The sequence below is a fragment of the Iodobacter sp. BJB302 genome (assembly GCF_002735645.1).
GTDB lineage: Bacteria > Pseudomonadota > Gammaproteobacteria > Burkholderiales > Chitinibacteraceae > Iodobacter.
Genome location: NZ_PDZG01000074.1, coordinates 1 through 20,287, shown reverse-complemented (window position 1 = coordinate 20,287; position 20,287 = coordinate 1). Strand labels below are relative to the sequence as shown.

Annotated in this window: 20 protein-coding genes; 12 read left to right on the top strand and 8 right to left on the bottom strand. The window is 46.0% G+C overall.

Annotated features, from left to right (window positions below):
* Positions 1-560 (top strand): efflux RND transporter permease subunit (locus CSQ88_RS18640; protein ID WP_180273726.1); only part of this gene is annotated, 560 nt, incomplete at its 5' end.
* Positions 561-728: 168 nt separating this feature from the next.
* Here the strand turns inward: CSQ88_RS18640 and CSQ88_RS18635 are convergent.
* The 3 genes from CSQ88_RS18635 to CSQ88_RS18625 all read right to left on the bottom strand — a co-directional run bounded on the left by CSQ88_RS18635 (position 729) and on the right by CSQ88_RS18625 (position 3,619).
* A complete protein-coding gene (locus CSQ88_RS18635) occupies positions 729-2,093 on the bottom strand; it encodes a heavy metal sensor histidine kinase (protein WP_099399590.1) in 1,365 nt (454 codons plus the stop codon).
* Between the two features lie 34 nt (positions 2,094-2,127).
* The gene (locus CSQ88_RS18630) at positions 2,128-2,808 is read right to left on the bottom strand and encodes a heavy metal response regulator transcription factor (protein WP_099399589.1); all 681 of its coding nucleotides are present in this window, start codon (positions 2,806-2,808) and stop codon (positions 2,128-2,130) included.
* Between the two features lie 289 nt (positions 2,809-3,097).
* Positions 3,098-3,619 (bottom strand): hypothetical protein, encoded by a 522-nt coding sequence (locus CSQ88_RS18625; protein ID WP_099399588.1) that lies wholly within the window; start codon positions 3,617-3,619, stop codon positions 3,098-3,100.
* Positions 3,620-3,930: 311 nt separating this feature from the next.
* Between CSQ88_RS18625 and CSQ88_RS18620 the strand changes: the two genes are divergently transcribed.
* The 9 genes from CSQ88_RS18620 (at position 3,931) to CSQ88_RS18580 (ending at position 10,738) form a co-directional block, all read left to right on the top strand.
* Positions 3,931-4,203 carry a hypothetical protein gene (locus CSQ88_RS18620; protein ID WP_218963145.1) on the top strand — a complete coding sequence of 91 codons (273 nt, stop codon included), beginning with the start codon at positions 3,931-3,933 and terminating at the stop codon, positions 4,201-4,203.
* Positions 4,196-5,629 (top strand): TolC family protein, encoded by a 1,434-nt coding sequence (locus CSQ88_RS18615; RefSeq protein WP_099399587.1) that lies wholly within the window; start codon positions 4,196-4,198, stop codon positions 5,627-5,629. Before CSQ88_RS18620 ends, CSQ88_RS18615 begins: the two co-directional genes overlap by 8 nt.
* Before the next feature lie 26 nt (positions 5,630-5,655).
* Positions 5,656-7,059: a multicopper oxidase domain-containing protein gene (locus CSQ88_RS18610; RefSeq protein WP_099399586.1), complete on the top strand. Its 1,404-nt coding sequence runs from the start codon at positions 5,656-5,658 to the stop codon at positions 7,057-7,059.
* A gap of 24 nt (positions 7,060-7,083) precedes the next feature.
* Positions 7,084-7,554 carry a plastocyanin/azurin family copper-binding protein gene (locus CSQ88_RS18605; RefSeq protein ID WP_099399585.1) on the top strand — a complete coding sequence of 157 codons (471 nt, stop codon included), beginning with the start codon at positions 7,084-7,086 and terminating at the stop codon, positions 7,552-7,554.
* A gap of 25 nt (positions 7,555-7,579) precedes the next feature.
* Entirely contained in the window at positions 7,580-7,873 is a 294-nt protein-coding gene (locus tag CSQ88_RS18600) for a copper-binding protein (protein ID WP_099399584.1), read from the top strand.
* Between the two features lie 170 nt (positions 7,874-8,043).
* Entirely contained in the window at positions 8,044-8,313 is a 270-nt protein-coding gene (locus CSQ88_RS18595; protein WP_099399583.1) for a metal-sensing transcriptional repressor, read from the top strand.
* 6 nt (positions 8,314-8,319) lie between these two features.
* The gene (locus CSQ88_RS18590) at positions 8,320-9,429 is read left to right on the top strand and encodes a nickel/cobalt efflux protein RcnA (protein WP_306475255.1); all 1,110 of its coding nucleotides are present in this window, start codon (positions 8,320-8,322) and stop codon (positions 9,427-9,429) included.
* Between the two features lie 50 nt (positions 9,430-9,479).
* Positions 9,480-9,983 carry a YchJ family protein gene (locus CSQ88_RS18585; protein WP_099399581.1) on the top strand — a complete coding sequence of 168 codons (504 nt, stop codon included), beginning with the start codon at positions 9,480-9,482 and terminating at the stop codon, positions 9,981-9,983.
* A complete protein-coding gene (locus CSQ88_RS18580) occupies positions 9,983-10,738 on the top strand; it encodes a YkgJ family cysteine cluster protein (RefSeq protein ID WP_099399580.1) in 756 nt (251 codons plus the stop codon). Before CSQ88_RS18585 ends, CSQ88_RS18580 begins: the two co-directional genes overlap by 1 nt.
* A 660-nt stretch (positions 10,739-11,398) precedes the next feature.
* On the opposite strand, the gene CSQ88_RS18575 is transcribed toward CSQ88_RS18580, so the two are convergent.
* The 4 genes from CSQ88_RS18575 to CSQ88_RS18555 form a co-directional block, all read right to left on the bottom strand.
* Entirely contained in the window at positions 11,399-11,746 is a 348-nt protein-coding gene (locus tag CSQ88_RS18575; RefSeq protein ID WP_099399579.1) for a hypothetical protein, read from the bottom strand.
* A gap of 313 nt (positions 11,747-12,059) precedes the next feature.
* Entirely contained in the window at positions 12,060-13,322 is a 1,263-nt protein-coding gene (locus CSQ88_RS18570) for a three-Cys-motif partner protein TcmP (protein WP_099399578.1), read from the bottom strand.
* Positions 13,323-13,324: 2 nt separating this feature from the next.
* Entirely contained in the window at positions 13,325-14,068 is a 744-nt protein-coding gene (locus CSQ88_RS18565; protein WP_099399577.1) for a DUF5131 family protein, read from the bottom strand.
* Positions 14,069-14,955: 887 nt separating this feature from the next.
* A complete protein-coding gene (locus CSQ88_RS18555; protein ID WP_099399575.1) occupies positions 14,956-15,507 on the bottom strand; it encodes a dual specificity protein phosphatase family protein in 552 nt (183 codons plus the stop codon).
* A gap of 410 nt (positions 15,508-15,917) precedes the next feature.
* Here CSQ88_RS18555 and CSQ88_RS23055 point away from each other — a divergent pair, with 410 nt between their 5' ends.
* The gene (locus CSQ88_RS23055; protein ID WP_099399574.1) at positions 15,918-16,109 is read left to right on the top strand and encodes a hypothetical protein; all 192 of its coding nucleotides are present in this window, start codon (positions 15,918-15,920) and stop codon (positions 16,107-16,109) included.
* Between the two features lie 1,468 nt (positions 16,110-17,577).
* Here CSQ88_RS23055 and glmS read toward each other — a convergent pair.
* Positions 17,578-19,395: a glutamine--fructose-6-phosphate transaminase (isomerizing) gene (gene glmS / locus CSQ88_RS18545; RefSeq protein WP_099399573.1), complete on the bottom strand. Its 1,818-nt coding sequence runs from the start codon at positions 19,393-19,395 to the stop codon at positions 17,578-17,580.
* Between the two features lie 152 nt (positions 19,396-19,547).
* On the opposite strand from glmS, the gene CSQ88_RS18540 reads away from it, so the two are divergent.
* On the top strand, positions 19,548-20,018 hold the full coding sequence (locus CSQ88_RS18540) for an Lrp/AsnC family transcriptional regulator (RefSeq protein ID WP_099399572.1): 471 nt from the start codon (positions 19,548-19,550) through the stop codon (positions 20,016-20,018).
* Positions 20,019-20,287 lie beyond the last annotated feature (269 nt).

Here is a 20,287-nt window from a genome sequence, read left to right as displayed (position 1 = left end):
TTTTAGAACGCGCTAATGCCAAGCTCAAGCTGGTGATTCCAGCCACGCTGATGATTATTTTTGTGTTGCTGTATCTCACCTTTAGGCGCATCGATGAAGCCCTACTGATTATGGCCACGCTGCCCTTCTCGCTAGTGGGCGGCATGTGGTTTCTATATATGTTGGGCTATCACCTATCCATTACCACCGGCGTTGGCTTTATTGCGCTGGCAGGCGTATCGGCAGAATTTGGTGTGATCATGCTGCTGTATCTCAAGCAAGCATTAGAGAAGCGGCAGGTAGGAGATGGCCCACTGGAGCTGGCGGTGATCTTGGATGCAATCCGCGAAGGCGCGGTGCTCAGAGTGCGGCCCAAGGCCATGACCGTTTCAGTTATCTTGGCAGGGCTATTGCCAATTCTATGGGGCAGCGGCGCAGGCTCAGAAGTCATGAGCCGAATCGCCGCCCCCATGGTCGGCGGCATGATCACCGCGCCGTTGCTCTCCATGTTTGTGATTCCTGTGGCGTATTACTTGATGCGCCGCCGTGGCTCAAGCCTTTTAAGTACCACATCTATGTAAAAAGGATTTATTCATACATAAATCACTTTCTATAAGCAGATATCGGTCAGCAAGTCACTTTTGAGCTGCAGATAGAAGGAACAAGCATGTCTACAACCGTGATATGAGCTAAGTAGATAAGGCGGCTTTGGCCGCCTTATCTACTTGCCCCATTCATATTGCCTATTTTTATCTTGATGTATTTTTAAAGCGAAGTCGAAACGTCGTGGCGTTTGAACTGCAACTTACATCAACATCGCCATGATGTAGTTTCATAATTGAGGAAATAATGGCGAGGCCCAAGCCTGAGCCACCATCGTTGCGGCTACGGGCGGGGTCTACTCGGTAGAAACGCTCAAATAAGTGTGCATGATGCTCAGGATGAATTATCTCTCCTTTATTAGTGATCGCAATATTTAGCATTTGCGGATCTTGCCCTATTGCTACTGTAATAGCGCTGGCAAGATCGGCATGCCGAATGGCATTAGAGAGTAAATTGGTCAGGGCGCGTTGCAGCATGGATTTGTCAGCTAATATTTGACCGCTACCACTTACAAGCAATTGGATATTTTTGCTTTCAGCCAGTGCGTCAAAAAAATCAAATAGCATTTCAATCAGCGGCTTTAAATCAATTTCCTCAAGATTTAAAGCCTGTTCGGCTTGCTCTGCATTGGCTAAAAACAAGAGATCATTAATTAAACGATTTAGCCGTAGTAGCTCTTCTTCGGCCGAGGCCAATACGCGCTGATAATCTGCCACCTCACGGGTTTTACTTAGATTGACCTGAATATCGCCCAATACATTACTTAAGGGGGTGCGCATTTCATGGGCTAGATCGGCAGAGAATTGGGATAGCCGCTCAACGCTATTTTCTAAGCGCTGCAACATGCCGTTAAAGCTAATTGCCAGTTCTTGTAATTCAGTGGGTACCGCTTCAATACCTAATCGGGCATGTAATGATGCTGCGGTGACACTGCTTACCAAAGCATTAAAGGTTTGCAAGGGCTGCAAAGCGCGCTTAGCAACCAGCCATGAGCCTAGCGCAATAAATAACACTGCAAACGGTAGGGCGAAGGCTTGTGATTGGCGGAATAGGCGCAATAGTTTTTGATCACTGTCTCTTTCTAAAAAAACCAGTAGCCATTGCGCTTGTGTGGGATGCGCTTGAATACCTAGCAAAATAGGATCATCACGATCATTATTTTTAGCGAATACACCGGCAATCCATTGAGATTGGGAGCGGGCTTGAGCAAGGGCTTGTTTTTTGGCAAAGGGATCTGAGCTTTTTAAAACGCTCGCGCCTGAAACAATGGCCCAGTGTAAATAAGGATGGCCAACTAATTGTGCCGATAGCTTGGATTCATCAGCGCTCATATTGGCATTAAGCACCTGCTGTAAAGCTTTCATTTTGCCGATTAATTCAGTTTTAGCTCGTTGATCTAAAGCCAAACGCAATAGGTGATCTGTTCCCATCGCAATTAATAAAACCAAGACGGCACAAAATACCCCCACCATGCCGCCCACCCGCCAAGCTAAAGATTTTGGCACTTTCATACTTGATATCTCGCATGATTACTGAGCGCGGCGATCATTCTTCATCCCTTGCTTCAAAAACATAGCCCACACCCCGTACGGTATGGATGAGCTTAGGGCTAAAGCCATCATCTACTTTGCCTCTTAAACGGCGAATGGCTACATCGACAATATTGGTGTCGGTATCAAAATTAACATCCCAAACATTAGAAGCAATCAGGGTGCGTGTTAGCACTTCGCCATGGCGGCGCATTAGCAAATGCAGCAGGGCAAACTCACGGGCGGTGAGATCAATCTGCTGTTGATGACGGTAGGCCTTATGTTTAACAGGATCTAACTCTAGCCCTGCCAGCTGTAATGTTTCTGAAGGGCTAATTTTATGATTTCTTTTAAGCAGTACCTTAATGCGGGCCAGCAGCTCAGGAAAGGCAAAAGGCTTAGGCAAATAATCATCTGCGCCCGATTCTAGCCCGCGCACCCGATCATCAATCCGGCTACGCGCAGTGAGCATCAGCACCGGTGTTTGCTTGCTGCGCCGCAGGCCATCAAGCACCCCCCAACCATCGAGCAGGGGCAACATCACATCCAAGATGATTAAATCAAACTCTTCTTCTAGTGCTTTATGTAAGCCATCGATGCCATTGCTGGCAATATCAATGACATAGCCGCTCTCACTTAAGCCTTGCTTTAAATAAGCCGCTGTTTTGCTCTCATCTTCGACAATCAGAATGCGCACGTTTATTTTCCATTTATTGCTTAAATAATATTTCAAATATTGGCCTAATTTTAATTAAGCGTAAATTTTTAGTAGCTAGAAATATGAAGAATAAGCTAAAGAGGTTTTCCGTGAAGCTTGATTCGTGAGATATTTATGTGTTTTTTATTTAAGTCATGACATTTTATAATTTAACATTTTAAGTGCGTAGTCAACGAAATAGTTGACTACGCGGTATTTTTTATATTTCATGTGATTACTTTACTTTTAAAAGCTGAGTGCTGAGCCTCCTCAAGCAAGGCCAAGCTGGTTATTTATTAAGTTCAGGTTCTATACGAATATCAACCATTCCCCCTATGATTGTCCCGTCACGCTGTACATAGGCAGCATGAACCTTACTCATCGAATAGGTACTAAACTTCCAGCCAAAAAACTGATTTTTGCCTGGAGAAACTGGCACAGCATGGAAATCATTTATAGCAACTCCCGAGTTAGCTGCATATAGGCGTGAGAACTCATAAATACTAGCTTCATCTCCAACAACAAAAGCGATGGTATCTTGTAAGCCATTTACAAGCTCAAATCTGACGCTGTCGTGTGCAAATACATTGTAATTTTTATTATCTAAAGAGCCATCCGCACGGACCTCTATCCTAATCCGCTTATCGGTATATGTGATATCCGCAGGATTGCCAAAACTAACATCACTATTATTACGTGCCTGTTGGCTTCCTGAATGAGAGTGCTTGTACCGATGATCTTCCGCTTGAACAATGCCAGAACTAAGAGCACAGACAAGGAGGGTAAGCATAAATATTGGTTTCCGTTTCATGATCAATTCCTTTGCAAGTACCGTGAGCACTAACAAAAGCAGCAACTCTGCCCTGTTCGCCCTCTGCTATTTTGCTTGATAGAAATGGTCAAAAGGCTGACTGGTACGTTACATCTTTGTCATCATTTAAAAAACGTACATAAAATATAATTTTTAATTTCAGAAGGAAATGTAGGTGGATCACTGAAGTAAGCTAATTCTACTTATTTTAAAATGACAAATTTGTAATGTTTGAGTCATCTTTACAATAGGTATGTAGTGTCTATACTGCTGACTTAGTCAGTTTAAGCAATCATTGGGTAGAGGCAGCCATGAAACCATATATATCCCTGTTTTTCATCAGTTTGCTTTTAACGACTGCTGCTGCCCAATCGGATGAATCCAGTGTCCCTGTCACTCGCTTGGAGTATCACTCGGTGCTGGTTCAATATCAGCCATATCGAGAACAGGTGCTTATTCCTTGGCGTGAAGCCAATGATACGGTCGCCAAAATAGGTGGCTGGCGCGTGTATGCCAAAGAGGCAAGGCAAGCTTCTGCACCTCAGGCTCAACCCGATGCAAGTCATGGAGCTGCTCATGAATAAACTATTTCATGGGTCGAGAATGAGGCTTATCGTCCTTAGTCTGTCTGTTCTGGGATTAACAGCGTGTGCCAGTGTCGATTTTGATCGATCGCTCGCACAAAGCAATCAAACTGCCGCCTCCTTTACCCAAGGCAAGCTGGCCCTCGCAACGACGACAGCGCAGCGCACTGAGATGGACAAAGCGGCGGCTGATTTACTGCAAAAGCCATTAGACCAAAATAGTGCTGTTCATTTGGCCTTGCTCAATAGCCCCAATGTGCAAGCGATGTTGGGGCAAAACTGGGCCGATGCTGCAAGTGCCGCGCAATCTGGGCGTATCACTAATCCGCTATTCACTTTTGAGCGAGTCACCCTAGGGAGTGAGCTTGAATTGGGCCGTTTATTGTCTTTTGGCCTGCTGGATTTGCTCACCTTGCCACAGCGCTACGATATAGCACAGCGTCGTATCGGACAGGCTCAGCTGCAACTGAGCTTAGATACGATTGAGCAAGTGACTCAGATACGTCAAGTGTGGGTAAAGGCGGTTGCAGCGCAGCAGAGCTTGGCATATGCCAAGCAAGTTTTTGATACAGCAGAAGCCAGTGCCGAACTCGCCCGGCGATTATTAGCCGTAGGCAATTACAGTCGTTTAGCGCATGCAAAACAGCAAATTTTTTATGCTGAGTCTGCTACGCAATGGGCTGCTGCACAACATTCAGCCCTTGCTAGCCGTGAAGAGTTAGTTCGAGTGCTGGGCTTAAATGATGCCCAAGCGGCCCAACTCCAATTGCCCAATAAATTACCTGATCTCCCTAAGAGCCCTCGTAGTGCAGAAGAAATTAGTCAGCTGGCCAGTAAAGAACGGCTAGATATCAAACTAGCCAAGGCCACATTTGATGCTTCAGCAAAGGCGCAGGGGCTGAATGGACTGACCAGCTTAATTGATATCGAGTTAGGCGTACGCCATGACACCGTCTTTGATAATGCAGAAGGGACAAAAAAGAATCGCAAGGGATATGAAATTGCGCTGCGTTTACCGCTATTTGACTGGGGCGGTGGCCAACGCGATGCCATGAATGCCCAAACATTAGTGGCGGCCAATCGCTTGGAAGCCACGGTGCGAGCAGCTGGCTCAAATTTACGCAGCAGTTATTCTGCCTATCGAACAGCCTACGATATGAGCCGTCACTACCGAGATGAAGTGCTGCCTTTACGAAAGATCATCGCGGAAGAAAATACCCTGCGTTACAACGGCATGCTTCTTAGTGTCTTTGAGCTATTAGCAGATTCTCGTGAGCAAATTAGCAGCGTTATTTCAGCCATCGCGGCAGAGCAGCAGTTCTGGCTTAGTGACGCGGCCTTGCAAGCCGAACTGATGGGCAAGCCTAGTGCATCCATGATCAGCTCAGTAACAGCGGGTAATGCCAGTGCGGATGCAGGGCATTAAGCTCATTCATTAAAAAGGCAGCAGTGATGAATTCAAGACGAGATTTTTTAAGAACGGCGGGTATGGCTGGTGCAGTGATTGCCGCCAGTGTGAGCAAAGTGGCTATGGCCGCCTTGCCTGAGCCAGTTAGCCAAGCCCTGCCCGACACTATGCCGCCGCTCACTCCAGAAAACGGCCGCCCTTATAACCCCGTGGTGACTTTAAATGGCTGGACCCTGCCTTGGCGTATGAATCAGGGGGTTAAAGAGTTTCACCTTGTGGCCGAGCCGGTCGTTAGGGAAATGGCTCCCGGTTTTAAGGCGCATTTATGGGGCTATAACGGCCAATCGCCCGGCCCAACTATTGAAGTAGTCGAAGGCGATCGGGTGCGGATTTTTGTGACTAACAAACTCCCCGAGCACACCAGCGTGCATTGGCATGGCCAGCGTCTGCCTAATGGCATGGATGGCGTTTCGGGCTTGAATCAGAAAGCGATTCAGCCTGGAAAAACCTTTGTTTATGAATTTGTGGCACGACGGCCTGGCACATTTATGTATCACCCCCATGCCGATGAAATGACACAAATGGCGATGGGCATGATGGGGTTTTGGATTACCCACCCTAAAACAAAGCATCCCCTCATTGCAGAAGTCGATCGGGATTTCGTGTTTTTACTCAATGCCTACGATATCGACCCTGGCAGTTACACACCTAAAATCATGACCATGGCCGATTTTAATTTGTGGTCTTGGAATAGCCGTATTTTCCCCGGCATTGATTCTTTAAATGTGCGCTTAAACGATAAGGTGCGGATCCGTATCGGCAACTTAACCATGACCAATCACCCCATCCATCTGCATGGGCACGAGTTTATGGTCACCGGCACCGATGGTGGCCCCACGCCTAAAAGCACGCGCTGGCCGGAAGTCACCACCGATGTGGCGGTAGGACAAATGCGCCAGATTGAATTTTTAGCCGATGAAGAAGGCGATTGGGCCTTTCATTGCCATAAGAGCCACCACACCATGAATGCCATGGGCCACGATTTGCCAACCATGATTGGCGTAGAGCATCGTGGACTCGCAAAAAAAATCACCGAACTCATCCCTGACTATATGGTGATGGGCGAGCGCGGAATGGCCGATATGGCCGAAATGGAAATGCCAATTCCTGATAACACCGTACCGATGATGACCGGCGAAGGCCCTTTTGGCTCGGTTGAAATGGGCGGCATGTTTAGCATGCTAAAAGTAAGGCGCGATCAAAAAGCGGGCGATTACAAAAACCCTGGCTGGTACAAGCATCCCGCAGGCACGGTGGCTTATGAATACCAAGGCCCGCTCGCCGAGCCTGCCCGCTTTAAAGCCGAGGGGGATGCCAGTATGCCTCGTAAACAGAAAACCGCAGTAGAAGTGCAAGTCCGTAAACCGAAAGGCCAATCCGGCCATTAATTATAAATATACCCTGGAGATACCATGAAAACCATTCCTTTACTCGCAATCACGACCCTGTTTCTTTCTTCTTTGACCTTGGCCAGTGGCGATCATGCCGGTGGTCACGATGACAGCTTGGGCAAGCCTGGCATCGCCAGCAAAGTAAGCCGTACGATTAAAGTGGATTTAGCCGACACGATGCGCTTTACTCCATCCTCTCTCGATGTGAAACAGGGAGAAACGATTCGTTTTGCATTAAAAAATACGGGTAAGGTTAAACATGAGTTTATTTTAAACAGTGAAAAAGAAATCAAGACACACCTTGAGCAAATGAAGAAATCTCCCGAAATGGAGCATGATGAGCCAAATATGAAAAGTCTTGCTCCGGGCCAGAGTGGTGAAGTGATCTGGCAATTTACTAAGGTAGGTAATTTTCCTTTCTCTTGCCTAAGCCCAGGTCATTACGAGGCCGGTATGAAGGGTGTTGTTAATGTCAAAGCAGCCGCTAAATAAACGACTCAAGACTGGAGTGTAGATCATGAAAAGCACACGATTAATCGCCGTACTGGCAATGGCTTTTGCCTTAAATACCTCTTTTGCTAATAGCGATGAGCTTAGTGATGGCGAAATCAAGAAAATCGACAAATCTTCCGGAAAAATCACGCTCAAGCATGGAGAACTTAAAAATCTAGATATGCCCGGTATGACGATGGTTTTTACTGCCAAAAACCTGACTCAGCTGGAGCCTTTGCAAGCGGGTGATAAGGTAAAATTTAAAGCGGTCAGCGAGAATGGCAAGTTAGTTGTCACCGATATTCAAGCCGCTAAATAGTCTGCCTTTAATTTTTGAAATCATGGCTGTGTACGTTGAATGACTTTAGAAAAGTGATTCAACTTACACAGGCTACTTTATGCTCTATGAGGATAAATTTAAAACCTATTGCCGTTTTTTTGCTCCTCCCTTATCCTACCCTCTAGGATAGGATAGGATAAGGCAAAAACATGGGCACACACACATCACACCCCGACATCATCAAGCGTCTCAAACGCGCTCACGGCCATCTTGCCAGCGTGATTACCATGCTTGAACAAGAGCGAGCCTGCTTGGAAGTTGCTCAGCAACTCCAGGCTGTCGAAAGCGCGGTCGCCAATGCAAAGAAAATACTGGTACATGATCATATTGATCATTGCCTTGAGCACGCGGTGCGTGACGGTATTCAGAGTGCCGACGACACCATCCGTGAGTTCAAAGCTATTACCAAGTATTTATAAGGACGCATGATGCTAGATTTTTCAACTTTGCTGCAGCAGGGTAATGCTTGGCTCTTTATTCCCAGTGCCATTTTACTCGGTGCTTTACATGGGCTGGAACCGGGCCATTCCAAAACTATGATGGCCGCTTTTATCGTGGCCGTGCGCGGTACGCTCACGCAAGCTGTTCTGCTGGGCTTGGCCGCTACGCTATCCCATACCGCCGTCGTCTGGGCGATTGCGATGGGGGGCATGTATTTTGGTCAACGCTGGAGTGCCGAGACCAGCGAGCCTTATTTGCAACTGGCTTCTGCGGTGCTGATTATCGCGACGGCACTGTGGATGATGTGGCGAACCTGGCAGCAACAGCGTGCGGCACATGAGCACGACGACCATGACCATCACCATGATGAAGTAAAACATATCGATACTGGCCATGGTGTAGTGCGTTTAGAAGTCTTTGAAGAGGGCGTTCCACCACGCTTTCGCCTGTACCGTCATAGCCCGAACGGCCAAAACTGGCGAGCTGATCAAGTTAATATTGAGACAGAACGCCCAGATGGCAGCAAGCAAGCTTTTAGTTTTGAACAGCGTGATGGCTTTGTTGAATCAAAGCAAGAAATCCCTGAACCGCATCAGTTTGTGGCTCGCTTACGCTTAGGGCATGAACATCATAGCCATGATTATGATGTGGAGTTTACTGAGCACCATCACCATGCGATCGCAGATTACGAACAACTGGATGTGTCTGCTCCAGGCTATCAAGACCCCCATGAATTAGCCCACGCCAATGATATCCGTCGCCGCTTTGCAAATCGCGAAGTCACAACGGGGCAAATCGTCATGTTTGGCCTGACAGGGGGATTGATTCCTTGCCCCGCCTCAATCACCGTGCTCTTACTCTGCTTGCAACTCAAAAAAATTGCACTCGGTGCAACGCTGGTTTTAGGTTTTAGTATCGGCCTTGCCATGACCTTGGTGCTCTCAGGCGTAGTTGCAGCCTTAAGCGTGAAACATGTTGCAAAACGCTGGAGCGGATTTGGTGAGTTTGCGCGTAAAGCCCCGTATTTTTCTGGCGGGCTGATTCTGCTTGTCGGCTTATATGTTGGCTACCATGGCTGGGTTGGATTACATTAAGTAATTATTTTTCTTCTATTGCTCGTAATATTTTTGAAAAGAGACTCTTTATGACCCAGTGTCCTTGTGGTTCCAAACAAAACTTCTCCGAATGTTGTGGTCCTATTATTGCAGGTACACCGGCAGTGACGGCCGAGGCTTTAATGCGATCACGGTATACGGCGTTTGTTCAAGGCTCGCTGGATCATATTGAGCGTACACATGCGCCTGAGGTACGGGCCGATTTCAATCGAGCAGAAGCAGAAAGGCTCTCTGAAGAATGTGAGTGGCGGCGTTTAGATATTCGTCGAGCGATAGAAACAGGAGACACAGCACAAGTTGAGTTTGCTATTCGCTTTAAACGAGATCAGCAAGAGATGATTCAGGCTGAGTTGGCCAGCTTTCGCCGCGAAGATGGCCAATGGTTTTATATCAGTGGAGAGCTTAATCCTAAAGGGCCACAGCGCCATGTGACTAAAGTGGGCCGTAATGATCCATGCTATTGTGGCTCAGGCAAAAAAGCCAAAAAGTGTTGCGGAACGACGACCGTTATTGATGCGGATGAGCAGGACTGATGGCTAAAAATTTCCTATGCACAGCATGTGGCAAGTGCTGCTATGGGCAATTACCTTTAACGATTGCGGATGCCTTTCTGCATGCAGACCGCTTTCCTTTAGCGATGATCTGGACGCCTTTGCGAGAAGGAAGCAAGGATTACCCGATGGTATCCCACTTAGGCACCACCATTAAGCTCGCTAATCGCAAGGAGTTAGCTGTGCTGATTGTTCCAAGCTCCTACATCCCTTCCTCTTTTGCATGCCCGGCTTTGGGACAAGACAATCTCTGCAGTATTCATGCGAATAAACCATCTCGCTGCCGCACTATGCCGTTTTACCCTTACCGTGAAGAGCAATATCAAGCTGAGCTATTAACACCTCGACCTGGCTGGGAATGCGATACATCAGAAGCAGCTCCCGTGGTCTTTCATGAAAAGAAAATCATCATGCGTGAAGATTTTGATCAGGAGCGACAAGCCTTGTTGCAACAAGCTCCTTTAATACGCCTCTACGCTGATTATATTTTGAAATATATGCCCTTGATTGTTGATAGCTTGGTCCAAGCTTCAGCTAAAGCGAAAGCTGGCCAAGTCGTAACCAGCTTATCTTCATTTTTAACAGCGACCAGAAATACTGAAGCCAAGCAGATTGCTCGGCAACAACTGCCAATATTAAATTATTTTGTGATAAAGACTGCAGGGCAAAAAGACTTAACTGAGTACCACAAGAATTATGTGGCTTGGGCGAAAGAAATGGCTTACTTGTCAAAGTGAGTCTAAGTATTGATCCTCTTTAAATATAATTTTTATGTAAGAAATACATAAAAAACCGGCGAACTGATACTTAGCTGGTTTTAGCGGGATGCTGAATTTTAGGCATAAGTATCAATAGTGTTGCCCTTACCCACTTCTTTAGGTCGTTCACGAGCTCCTTCCGTACTCTCTCCTGTTGAAATCGGGTTAAGCGTCGCGGTAGGCTCTAGCTTAGGGACTGGCTTCGCTGCCGTTTGTAATAATGAGAAATGCTCAATATTCCTGATGTCCATAATTTTTGTCCTGTTCTTTGAAAACGCTCAGAGGCTTCAACCTAAGCGTTTGCTATCTCAAGATAAGGCCATAACATCAGCATTGAGCAGGCGGCTTTGTGCAACCACGATGCTGATCAGAAGCATTGTGGTCGAGGCTTGCCATCACACTTCCTGTAAAGGCTAATGCCATGATGAATACGATAACTTTAATTATGAAATGTATTCCTTTCATAATTAAAGTGAATTGCTATATAGATTAACCAGATGAGCCATATAGAGATCCTCAGCCTATTTGATGAGATTATCACCTTAGTCTGTCAAATCCTTAAAAAGGATAAGCAGACTAAGGTGGCCTTTTTAATCTCTATAATTTTTAAGCACTCCCCTGTATTAAAAGCCTCATCACTTATTGCTGATGATGTTTGACCCAGCCGCCAAAAGGAATATTTTGGCTACGAGCATGATGTAGCGGCGAAGCCTCAATACTCACGTTAGGATTTTCCATTTTATTTACATCATTGCTGGCTGCTTGTTGATGGTGTGCATTCCAACCACCAAAAGGAGTTGCTTCACTCATCGCATGATGTGCAGACGGTGCGGAATTTTGCTTTTCCTCAGTGACCATGGGGGTGGTTTTTTGTTCGGTGGCCGCGCTTATTGAATAAGCTCCTTCACCTCGGTTGCCATCTTTAGCAAAAGCAGAAGAAGACATTACAGCTGCAAGCATCAAAGCTAGCGCAAAATTTGTTTTCATGAGAAATTCCTTTATATAAACAGAGGTACGCAAAAATAGTCTGTTGAGAAAGTGCATTTTTTAATATTTGCAAGCTCACCCACCATAACCAACATGCTTTGATGCAACATCACATCAGCCGCATGCTTAACTCTAGTCTATAAAAGTGCTCCCTCCTGTAGCATTGCCGCCCAATGACAATATTGTCATTTAACCAACAATTTAATTAAAAAATAACATTAGCATGACTGCCTTGGTAAGTTACCCTCATCTAAGGGCGTTTTAGAATCCACCTATACAGCATAATTTATTTAACTAATTCAGAAATTTTTTTTCAGAAAGAGAAGCTTTTCTGTGGGGCAAGCACAATGTGGTCGGAGTCTACAATTTGCTGTGATGAGAAGCGCTGACCACCGACTTTGGTCATGATACAAATCTGCTTATTTGTAAGTAACTCTCCAAGTGAGTCTTTATAGATAGCCTTACTTGCCGGCGTGGTGTTGCAAGTACCCATAAAGAGATCGCCAAAAGAAAGCCCACACTCCTGCTGATGGAGAATACGAGCTACTTGATCAGTCATCAGGCTTATACTTGCTTGGCGTGCAACGTCATCAAAGACGAAATCGAGTGTCGATTGGCCACTTAAATTTGCATCAAAAGCGGAATCGTACCCATTCATATGGAACATATTGAGACCTGCACCTCCATAGTGAATAAAATAATTGCTATTTTGCCAATGCACCTCAGTCATAACATCACGGGCACGCGGATGCTGAGAAAGGTGGAGTAGCCAGTAATCACCATGGCCATCGTTATTTCGAATAAAAAATGGAGTAAAAAACTTAGCACCTGATCCAACAACTAAGTGCTGATATAAGCAAGATTGGACAAACAATCGCCAATCGTGTTCAGATTCTTTAATTTCATCTAAAGTGCGCCCTTTGAATATGTCAGGCAAATTGATCCGATTCAATTGCTCTTTGAAACTAGCATCGTTGGCGAAGTTAAGAAGTGAATCAACGCCAAATGTTAGAATGATTTCAGCATTTGAGAGTGCTAGAATTTGTCGAAGTTGAGATAACGGAACTTGATTATATCCATACTGGTCGAGTATAAAAATTGATCGCCCACTACGAGGTGTTTTGCGACGCACGAAACTAAGCACATTACTTATTTCGTCTTCGAATTTGCTCTGCCGCAATACAATAGATTTATCAAGCTTGTCACCGTAGCCTTCGTCAATTAAAACTTGCTTAAGTAAAGCACAGCCTTGCTTGTCCGCTTCAATAAAGAAATGAGTGATATCAACATTGACCGGCTTTTGCCGTCCTTGATTGATTTTATAGGTGGCTTCTTTGGCAGCTCTTAGCAAAATCAAAGGAGAGCCATCTGAGAGTTCTTTGGCTCCTTTCAAAACATAACGGCCACAGCCCGCAAAACCATCGACAACCGTTAGCTTAAATTCGTCGCGCCTACCTCCGCCTACCAATGTTTGGTAGTAGGCGGCTAGGTAAGATTGCAAAATCCGATGCTTGGCGATACTGTGTGGTTGAATTTCAGCAGGGCCATTTTTATAGTTATAGTGACGCCTTGTCATCGTTAAAGTTGAACTCCAGTGGGCATTTCATCAAATGTCCGACCCTTTAGCTGCCTGCCGTTATGTTTTTTTGCACGGCGTTTACCATCGGCACCCCAGCCGCCCCATTGCTTGAAGAAGAAAGCAACATTTTGCTCTTCACACTGCAACTGGATCGACTCAGCCCACTCTGGTTTCATTGGGCGCGCCCTCGAGCCTGACTCTCCACCTACAATCACCCAGTGTATATCCGTAAGGTCAATACTGCCAAGCTCTTCCAGTAATGGTTCAACAGAAAGAAACCTGACAGGAGCATCTATTGTTCGCAGTAAGTCAATCCGTGGTAATCCATATTTCTGATCTTCCACTGATACACCTAACCAAGCATTGGGTGGAGCAACTTTGCCTTCGAAGTATGCAGCAAGTCTGTTGGCTCGTTTAGTTAATATCTGAAAAGTATGCCAATGCGCGCGACGAATTGTATCAAATACCTTATCGATAAATTCGAAAGGAATATCCTCATGAAATAGATCGGACATTGAATTTACAAAGTAAACCGTTGATTTTTTACGGGACAATGGATCTTCGATTCGATTTTCCAATAATTGCAGCGTAAATCCATTCTCGTACCCTGGAGTGCCCATCGCTTTTAAGCGTTCAGCCATCACTTCCGCATAGCAATGCTTGCATCCTGGTGAGATTTTGGTGCATCCAACCGTTGGATTCCATGTCATTTCTGTCCATTCGATCTTGCTACCGGTTGTCATGGTTTATCTCCCTCATATCAATTTTTCCTGAAAAAGCACAGGCCACTAATTGCTCCAGCAATTGAGCCCTACTAAGGCCTGTGTCATGGGCAATTTTGCTTAGTTGGACCAATGTTTCATCTGCTACCCACTCCTGAATACGACGACAACCCGACTTCCGTTTGCGTGATCGATAGTTTTGCTGCGCCTCAAGTATTTGCTGTGTCCGTCGACGATCTGTAAGCATAGGTAGAGAGGAATCTGCTGTTGTTTTCATATTATTTCAGTCATTTATGATTACACTGTAATCATAGCATAAACTAGAAAAAACTCAACAAATACAAATGATTAAATGTGGATAAAATAAATTATTTGTTGAATTTTCAGTGTTATTTAATTATGGATAAATAGATTTCTGAATAAAAAATTCAGGTATAAGACAGCCATGAGAGCTATGGATTTAGTAAAAAAACGGGTATATATTCTGGACGTAGATCATCAACACTTAGCATGGGAGCTGGGATGCTGTTTTCTACAATTGGTGGGTTTTGTCGATGGTTTTGCGGCAACTGCAATTTGAGCCATTGCTGACGCAGTTATTGTGTTACCCAACTAAAGTTGGGTTATCCTAATCAGCGCATTATTGTTGCTATATTAGTGTATGTACTGATCAGGTGAGTTAACTAGGTGATAGTGGTCAACTATCGTTTGTGATTAAAGTAGCCATTGGCTCACGAATTGCAAGGCCGAGTGATTTAAATTGGGGTTTGGGCATGGGCCGTATGCGAGAAAAGTGTACCGATAGTGTTTAGCCCGTACAAAAAGTGCGACGCGTTTACGAGCGTGTAGCTTTGAAGTTTGAAAGGCATGTGCACGAAGTATTAGAATCACTTGCACTACTAATCAAGTCAACGACGAGCATTATTATTCTCATGCAGGTACTGATTGGTAGCCCAATCTAAAACCCATTGCCGTTGCTCTTGCGTTTCAGGAGAGACTGGATGACGATGTATTTTATCGACGGAGGACCATAGCTGCTGTAAATGCATGAGCGCTTCTTGCCCTGACATCCCCCCTTCAATTAAGTAACAACCCACCACGGTACCTGTTCGCCCAACCCCACCCCAGCAATGAACATAAACACAATGTCCTTGCCCGATTGCATGATGAATTGAATCTAGAATATTTTGCATCAGCAGTATGTTGCTAGGAACTGATTTATCCGGAATTGCAAAGCGCATATATCCAATGGGCAGGCCATTTAAGGCTAGTTCTGGCAGCAAATTATCGTAGCGAGACAGCTCTCCTTCTTGCGTTAAATCCACAAAAAAACTCACGCCAGTATTTAGATATTTCTGCAGTTTTTGTTGTGATGTTTTGAGGTCTTGATCACGTGGATATTCACCCGCAAGCAATTGTCCTGCTGTTACCCAATAACAGTTTTGATTAGGGCATTTCATTTCAAACTCCTGACTCAAACAGCTTTAACGAAATGATTAAGTATCGATGGATGATCTTGGGATATGGGATTGGACATGCCCAATGAATGATTAATCTAAATCCAAGCTACTGTTATGGCACCATCCGCAGCAGAAAAGCCCCATGCAACCATGACTAGGCAGTAGTAGCCATCTCTCTAGATCAAAAGCATAAGGAAAGTCCATTATACCACCGCCCCACCATCACAAAAATTGATGGGTAGGACTACGTTTCTACAGCAAAAGGTACACAATTTATTCTTACATTTAATTTAGAAGTCTATTTTTCGCTTAAAGATAAAATGACAAGGCTGCCATTTAGAATATTAATTAAAGTGCGCACCTTGATCAGAACATTCCCTGAAATGGCATTTTAATTTGGAGTAAGGACAATGGTAACGGCAAAAAGGTGGTACACCACAATTCAAAACGCTGGTGATGGTAGCGGCGATGGCACATTACTCTTTCCTGATGGCTTATTAGAAGAAATGGGGTGGATCGAGGGAGACATTCTCGATTGCCAGATTCAGGGCGATGGTTCAGTGCAATTGCAAAAAATAGTGTCACCTTGCTCAGATGAATAAAGGCACCCTTATTTGGCAACCTGCCTCAACTGGGCAAAGTGTTAGTTTTTAAAACAACGGCTCTAAGAGCCATGCTATTCAGAAAAATCATCCTTTTTCTGTGCCTTGCTGTGGGAGCTTTAAATCGGCCTTAAAAAGCTACATTGCTGATATCAATGCCCTCGGAGAATCATGCTCGGATTAGTATCCCGGATATGTCCGCGACGGTATTGCCAAGTGATTTTCGTATTTGTATTCACATAGCGATCAGCTAGGCAGCGTCCCACACGTGTTTTTACCGCCTTATGCATTGTGCCCAGAGAAGGCAAGTAATCATTCAAGCACTGCATACACTCTTTGCCAAAAATAACATCACAGCACTCTTTACAGTTCATGACCATTTTTGCAGCGCCACAGCATAGGTGCCTTTCTGTTCTCATAATGCGTGCTTAACACTGCCAGTCACGAACCAGCACACTGGCTCAACTTAACCGGAACAGGTGGCCTTTCTAATCAGCAGACTGGCTCCCCCTACTCGGAACACGGTGTCAACTTCATCAGCGCCTACAACAAAGCCCTCCTTAACGACGTCCTATATCTAGGGGCGTTTCAGAAAGCCTGAGTAACACCGAAATAGTAGTGATCATATTTGGAGAATCTTTGCCAGTAAGCTAACGAGCCTGATGACGTGCAAGGATGTCGCTACTACGCATATTCAAGTAGCAGAACAGGAGAAGGGACGACGCTTGAATATGCATAAGCGTTGTAGGGGGCACATGTGTCTGCTGTGGATCCAAATAACTCAATAAGACAATAAGTGGCAGAAGTGAACATCTAAGAAAAATAAAGGCACCCTTATTTGGCAACCTATTTCAACTGGACCAAGGGTTAATTTTTAAAACATCTGCTCTAAGACCCGTGCCATTCAGAAACCTCATGCTTTTTCGGTGCCTTGCTGTGGGGGCTTTAAATCTGTCTTTAAAAGCTACATTGCGGACGCCAATGTCTCTTAAGAATCATGCTCGTAATAGCATCCCAGGTCTGGCCACGATGGCATTGCCAAGTGAGTTTCATATGCATTCACATAGTGATCAGCTAGGCAGTGTCCCACACGTGCTTTTGCCACCTTATGCATCGTTTCCATAAGGCTGGGGATTGGAACATGGCGTCAATTTCATCAGCGCCAACAAAAAATGTTTCATCACGAAATCCTCTTGTAATTGCTTTTGCGACTTGTGCTGCAGGTAAGGGTATACGGCTTGAGTGGAGAATGAAAATGTAAAGCAACAAAAAAGCCCTCACTTCCTTTTTTGGAAGGACAAGGGCTTTCCCTGGGTAAGGTAGAGTTGCATAGGGCCAAAAACTATTGAAGATAAATAGTCATTGTCGTACTAAAGTTGTGTCAAACATTTTTAGTTTGTGTCAAACTTTTTTATGTTGTGTCAAACTTTTTTATGTTGTGTCAACAAAAATTAACTAACTATCCCCCTCACTCCACCGTAACGCTCTTCGCTAAATTCCTCGGTTTATCTACATCTGTCCCGCGCGCCAGTGCTGTGTGGTAGGCCAGTAGTTGTAAGGGCACGGTGTGCAGGATGGGGGAGAGCAGGCCGTAGTGTTCGGGCAGGCGGATGACGTGGATGCCTTCGCTGGCGGTGATGTGCGAATCGGCGTCGGCAAACACATACAGCTCGCCGCCTCTGGCGCGTACTTCCTGCATATTGGATTTGAGCTTTTCGATCAGGGTGTCGTTAGGGGCCACGGTAACGACGGGCATTTCTTTGGTCACCAGCGCCAGCGGGCCGTGTTTCAGCTCGCCTGCGGGGTAGGCTTCGGCGTGGATATAGGAAATTTCTTTGAGTTTAAGTGCGCCTTCCATGGCGATCGGGTAGTGCAGGCCGCGGCCCAGGAAGAGGGCGTTTTCTTTGCTGGCAAATTGCTCTGCCCATGCAATGATTTGCGGTTCTAGTGCCAGCACGGCGCTGATGGCGACGGGCAGGTGGCGCATGGCTTTGATGTGTTCGGCTTCTTGCTCGTCATTGAGACGGCCTTTGATTTGCGCTAAAGAGAGCGCCAGTAAGAATAGTGCAGCTAATTGGGTGGTAAAGGCCTTGGTGGAGGCTACGCCCACTTCTACCCCGGCATGGGTGATATAGGCTAGCTCGCATTCACGCACCATGGCGCTGGTGGTTACATTGCACACGGTAAGGGTGTGCAGCATGCCCTGATTGCGGGCGTGTTTGAGCGCGGCCAGGGTGTCGGCGGTTTCGCCGCTTTGGCTGATGGTAACAACCAGGCTTTTAGGATTAGGCACGCTGTCGCGGTAGCGGTATTCGCTGGCGATTTCTACATTTACCGTGATTTTGGCGATGGATTCTATCCAGTATTTGGCGGTAAGACCGGCGTAATAGCTGGTGCCGCAGGCCAGAATCAGTACCGAGTCAATTTCTTTAAAAATGCCATAGGCTTTATCGCCAAACAGCTCGGGCATGATATTAGTGACATTTTCTAAAGTATCGGCAATGGCGCGTGGCTGCTCAAAAATCTCTTTTTGCATGTAATGGCGGTAAGGGCCCAGCTCGGCCGCGCCGCTGTGGGCATGCACAGTGCGGATTTCTCGCTGCACCGATTTGCCCTGGTTATCCACAATCCAGCATTTTTGCAATTGCAGGTCGACTACATCGCCTTCTTCCAGATAAATAATCTGGTCGGTGGTGCCAGCCAAAGCCATCGCGTCCGAGGCAATAAAGTTTTCGCCTTTGCCTACGCCCACAATTAAGGGAGAGCCTAAACGTGCGCCCACTACGCGGTGCGGCTCGTCGCGGCAGAATACGGCGATGGCAAAAGCGCCGCTCAGGCGTTTTACCGCTTGCTGAACCGCCTCAAATAAATCGCCCTGGTAAAGATGATCGATCAGATGCGCGATCACTTCGGTATCGGTCTGGCTTTCAAAGATATAGCCAGCTGTGCTCAGCTCAGCGCGCAGCTCTTCATGGTTTTCAATAATGCCGTTGTGTACCAGCGCAATCCGCTCGCGCGAGAAATGCGGGTGAGCGTTGGCCGATGAAGGCACGCCGTGGGTGGCCCAGCGGGTGTGGGCAATGCCGGTAAAGCCAGCTAAGCCGGTCTGATCGATTTGCGCTTGCAGCTCGGTTACGCGGGAGGTGCTGCGCGAGCGCTGCAGCTTGCCATCCACATGCAGGGCCACGCCGCAGGAATCATAGCCACGGTATTCAAGCCGTTTAAGCCCTTCCAGCAAAATAGGGGTGATATTACGCTGAGCAACTGCACCGACAATACCGCACATAGCAACCTCGGAAGGAATATTTATTGGAATATAGCCATGCTAAAGGGTTTGGTGTGAATATATCTTTCAAAATTTAATGTATTATGAAATAAATATATTTACATTCATTTATATGAATTTTTATTTCATATTTATTTAAATAGTGAATTTTTATGACATCAATTACAGCCTTAGATGAGCTGGATAAGCGCATTTTGCAATATTTACAGCAAGATTCCTCATTAAGTAATCAGGATTTGGCCGCCAAAGTGCACGCCTCGCCGCCTACCTGCCTGCGAAGGGTAAAGCGATTAATGGATACAGGCGTGATTGCCAAGCAAGTAGCGATTTTGGCGCCAGAAAAAGTCGGCGCAGGCTTAACGGCTATTGTGGAGATTACGCTGGATGTGCAAACATCAGAAAAGATGCAGGAGTTTGAGCAGCTCGCCGCCGCAGAAAAAACCGTGCAGCAATGCTATCGCGTTTCGCCAGGGCCGGATTTTGTACTGATTATTCAGGTGGCGGATATGAGCGCTTACCACCAGCTGGCCCACCGCCTGTTTGCCACCCAATCGAATATTCGCAATGTAAGAAGCTTCTTTTCGATGTTCAGAAGCAAGTTTGAGACGTATTTGGCGTTGTAAGCTTGTGGAATAAACCTTTTAAAGCAAAAAGATCTGCAGGCACAGCGTTAAAAAGAGCTCAGGGAGAACACAGAGAAAAACGGGGCTGGTTTAGGGCGTTCTCTGTGTTCTTTGTTTGCTTACTGATCTCTGTGTCTACAGGGCTCGGTAATTGTCAAGATAGTTGAGATGTTTTTACGATTTAAGCGACCTGTAATTCCTCGCTTGTTTTAGGCTCAATAGCCCGGTCGGGGTTCAATTGCACTTCATCTTGCCAGCTCCAGTTCCGA

Excerpts from the sequence above, each read along its gene's own strand:
- CSQ88_RS18575 (WP_099399579.1), bottom strand. The coding sequence starts at position 11,746 with ATGAAAACAAATTTTGCGCTAGCTTTGATGCTTGCAGCTGTAATGTCT.
- CSQ88_RS18635 (WP_099399590.1), bottom strand. The coding sequence starts at position 2,093 with ATGAAAGTGCCAAAATCTTTAGCTTGGCGGGTGGGCGGCATGGTGGGG.
- CSQ88_RS18600 (WP_099399584.1), top strand. The coding sequence starts at position 7,580 with ATGAAAAGCACACGATTAATCGCCGTACTGGCAATGGCTTTTGCCTTA.
- CSQ88_RS18615 (WP_099399587.1), top strand. The coding sequence starts at position 4,196 with ATGAATAAACTATTTCATGGGTCGAGAATGAGGCTTATCGTCCTTAGT.
- CSQ88_RS18590 (WP_306475255.1), top strand. The coding sequence starts at position 8,320 with ATGATGCTAGATTTTTCAACTTTGCTGCAGCAGGGTAATGCTTGGCTC.
- CSQ88_RS18565 (WP_099399577.1), bottom strand. The coding sequence starts at position 14,068 with ATGACAACCGGTAGCAAGATCGAATGGACAGAAATGACATGGAATCCA.
- CSQ88_RS18540 (WP_099399572.1), top strand. The coding sequence starts at position 19,548 with ATGACATCAATTACAGCCTTAGATGAGCTGGATAAGCGCATTTTGCAA.
- CSQ88_RS18625 (WP_099399588.1), bottom strand. The coding sequence starts at position 3,619 with ATGAAACGGAAACCAATATTTATGCTTACCCTCCTTGTCTGTGCTCTT.
- CSQ88_RS18585 (WP_099399581.1), top strand. The coding sequence starts at position 9,480 with ATGACCCAGTGTCCTTGTGGTTCCAAACAAAACTTCTCCGAATGTTGT.
- CSQ88_RS18620 (WP_218963145.1), top strand. The coding sequence starts at position 3,931 with ATGAAACCATATATATCCCTGTTTTTCATCAGTTTGCTTTTAACGACT.
- CSQ88_RS23055 (WP_099399574.1), top strand. The coding sequence starts at position 15,918 with ATGGTAACGGCAAAAAGGTGGTACACCACAATTCAAAACGCTGGTGAT.
- glmS (WP_099399573.1), bottom strand. The coding sequence starts at position 19,395 with ATGTGCGGTATTGTCGGTGCAGTTGCTCAGCGTAATATCACCCCTATT.
- CSQ88_RS18555 (WP_099399575.1), bottom strand. The coding sequence starts at position 15,507 with ATGAAATGCCCTAATCAAAACTGTTATTGGGTAACAGCAGGACAATTG.
- CSQ88_RS18570 (WP_099399578.1), bottom strand. The coding sequence starts at position 13,322 with ATGACAAGGCGTCACTATAACTATAAAAATGGCCCTGCTGAAATTCAA.
- CSQ88_RS18595 (WP_099399583.1), top strand. The coding sequence starts at position 8,044 with ATGGGCACACACACATCACACCCCGACATCATCAAGCGTCTCAAACGC.
- CSQ88_RS18610 (WP_099399586.1), top strand. The coding sequence starts at position 5,656 with ATGAATTCAAGACGAGATTTTTTAAGAACGGCGGGTATGGCTGGTGCA.
- CSQ88_RS18580 (WP_099399580.1), top strand. The coding sequence starts at position 9,983 with ATGGCTAAAAATTTCCTATGCACAGCATGTGGCAAGTGCTGCTATGGG.
- CSQ88_RS18605 (WP_099399585.1), top strand. The coding sequence starts at position 7,084 with ATGAAAACCATTCCTTTACTCGCAATCACGACCCTGTTTCTTTCTTCT.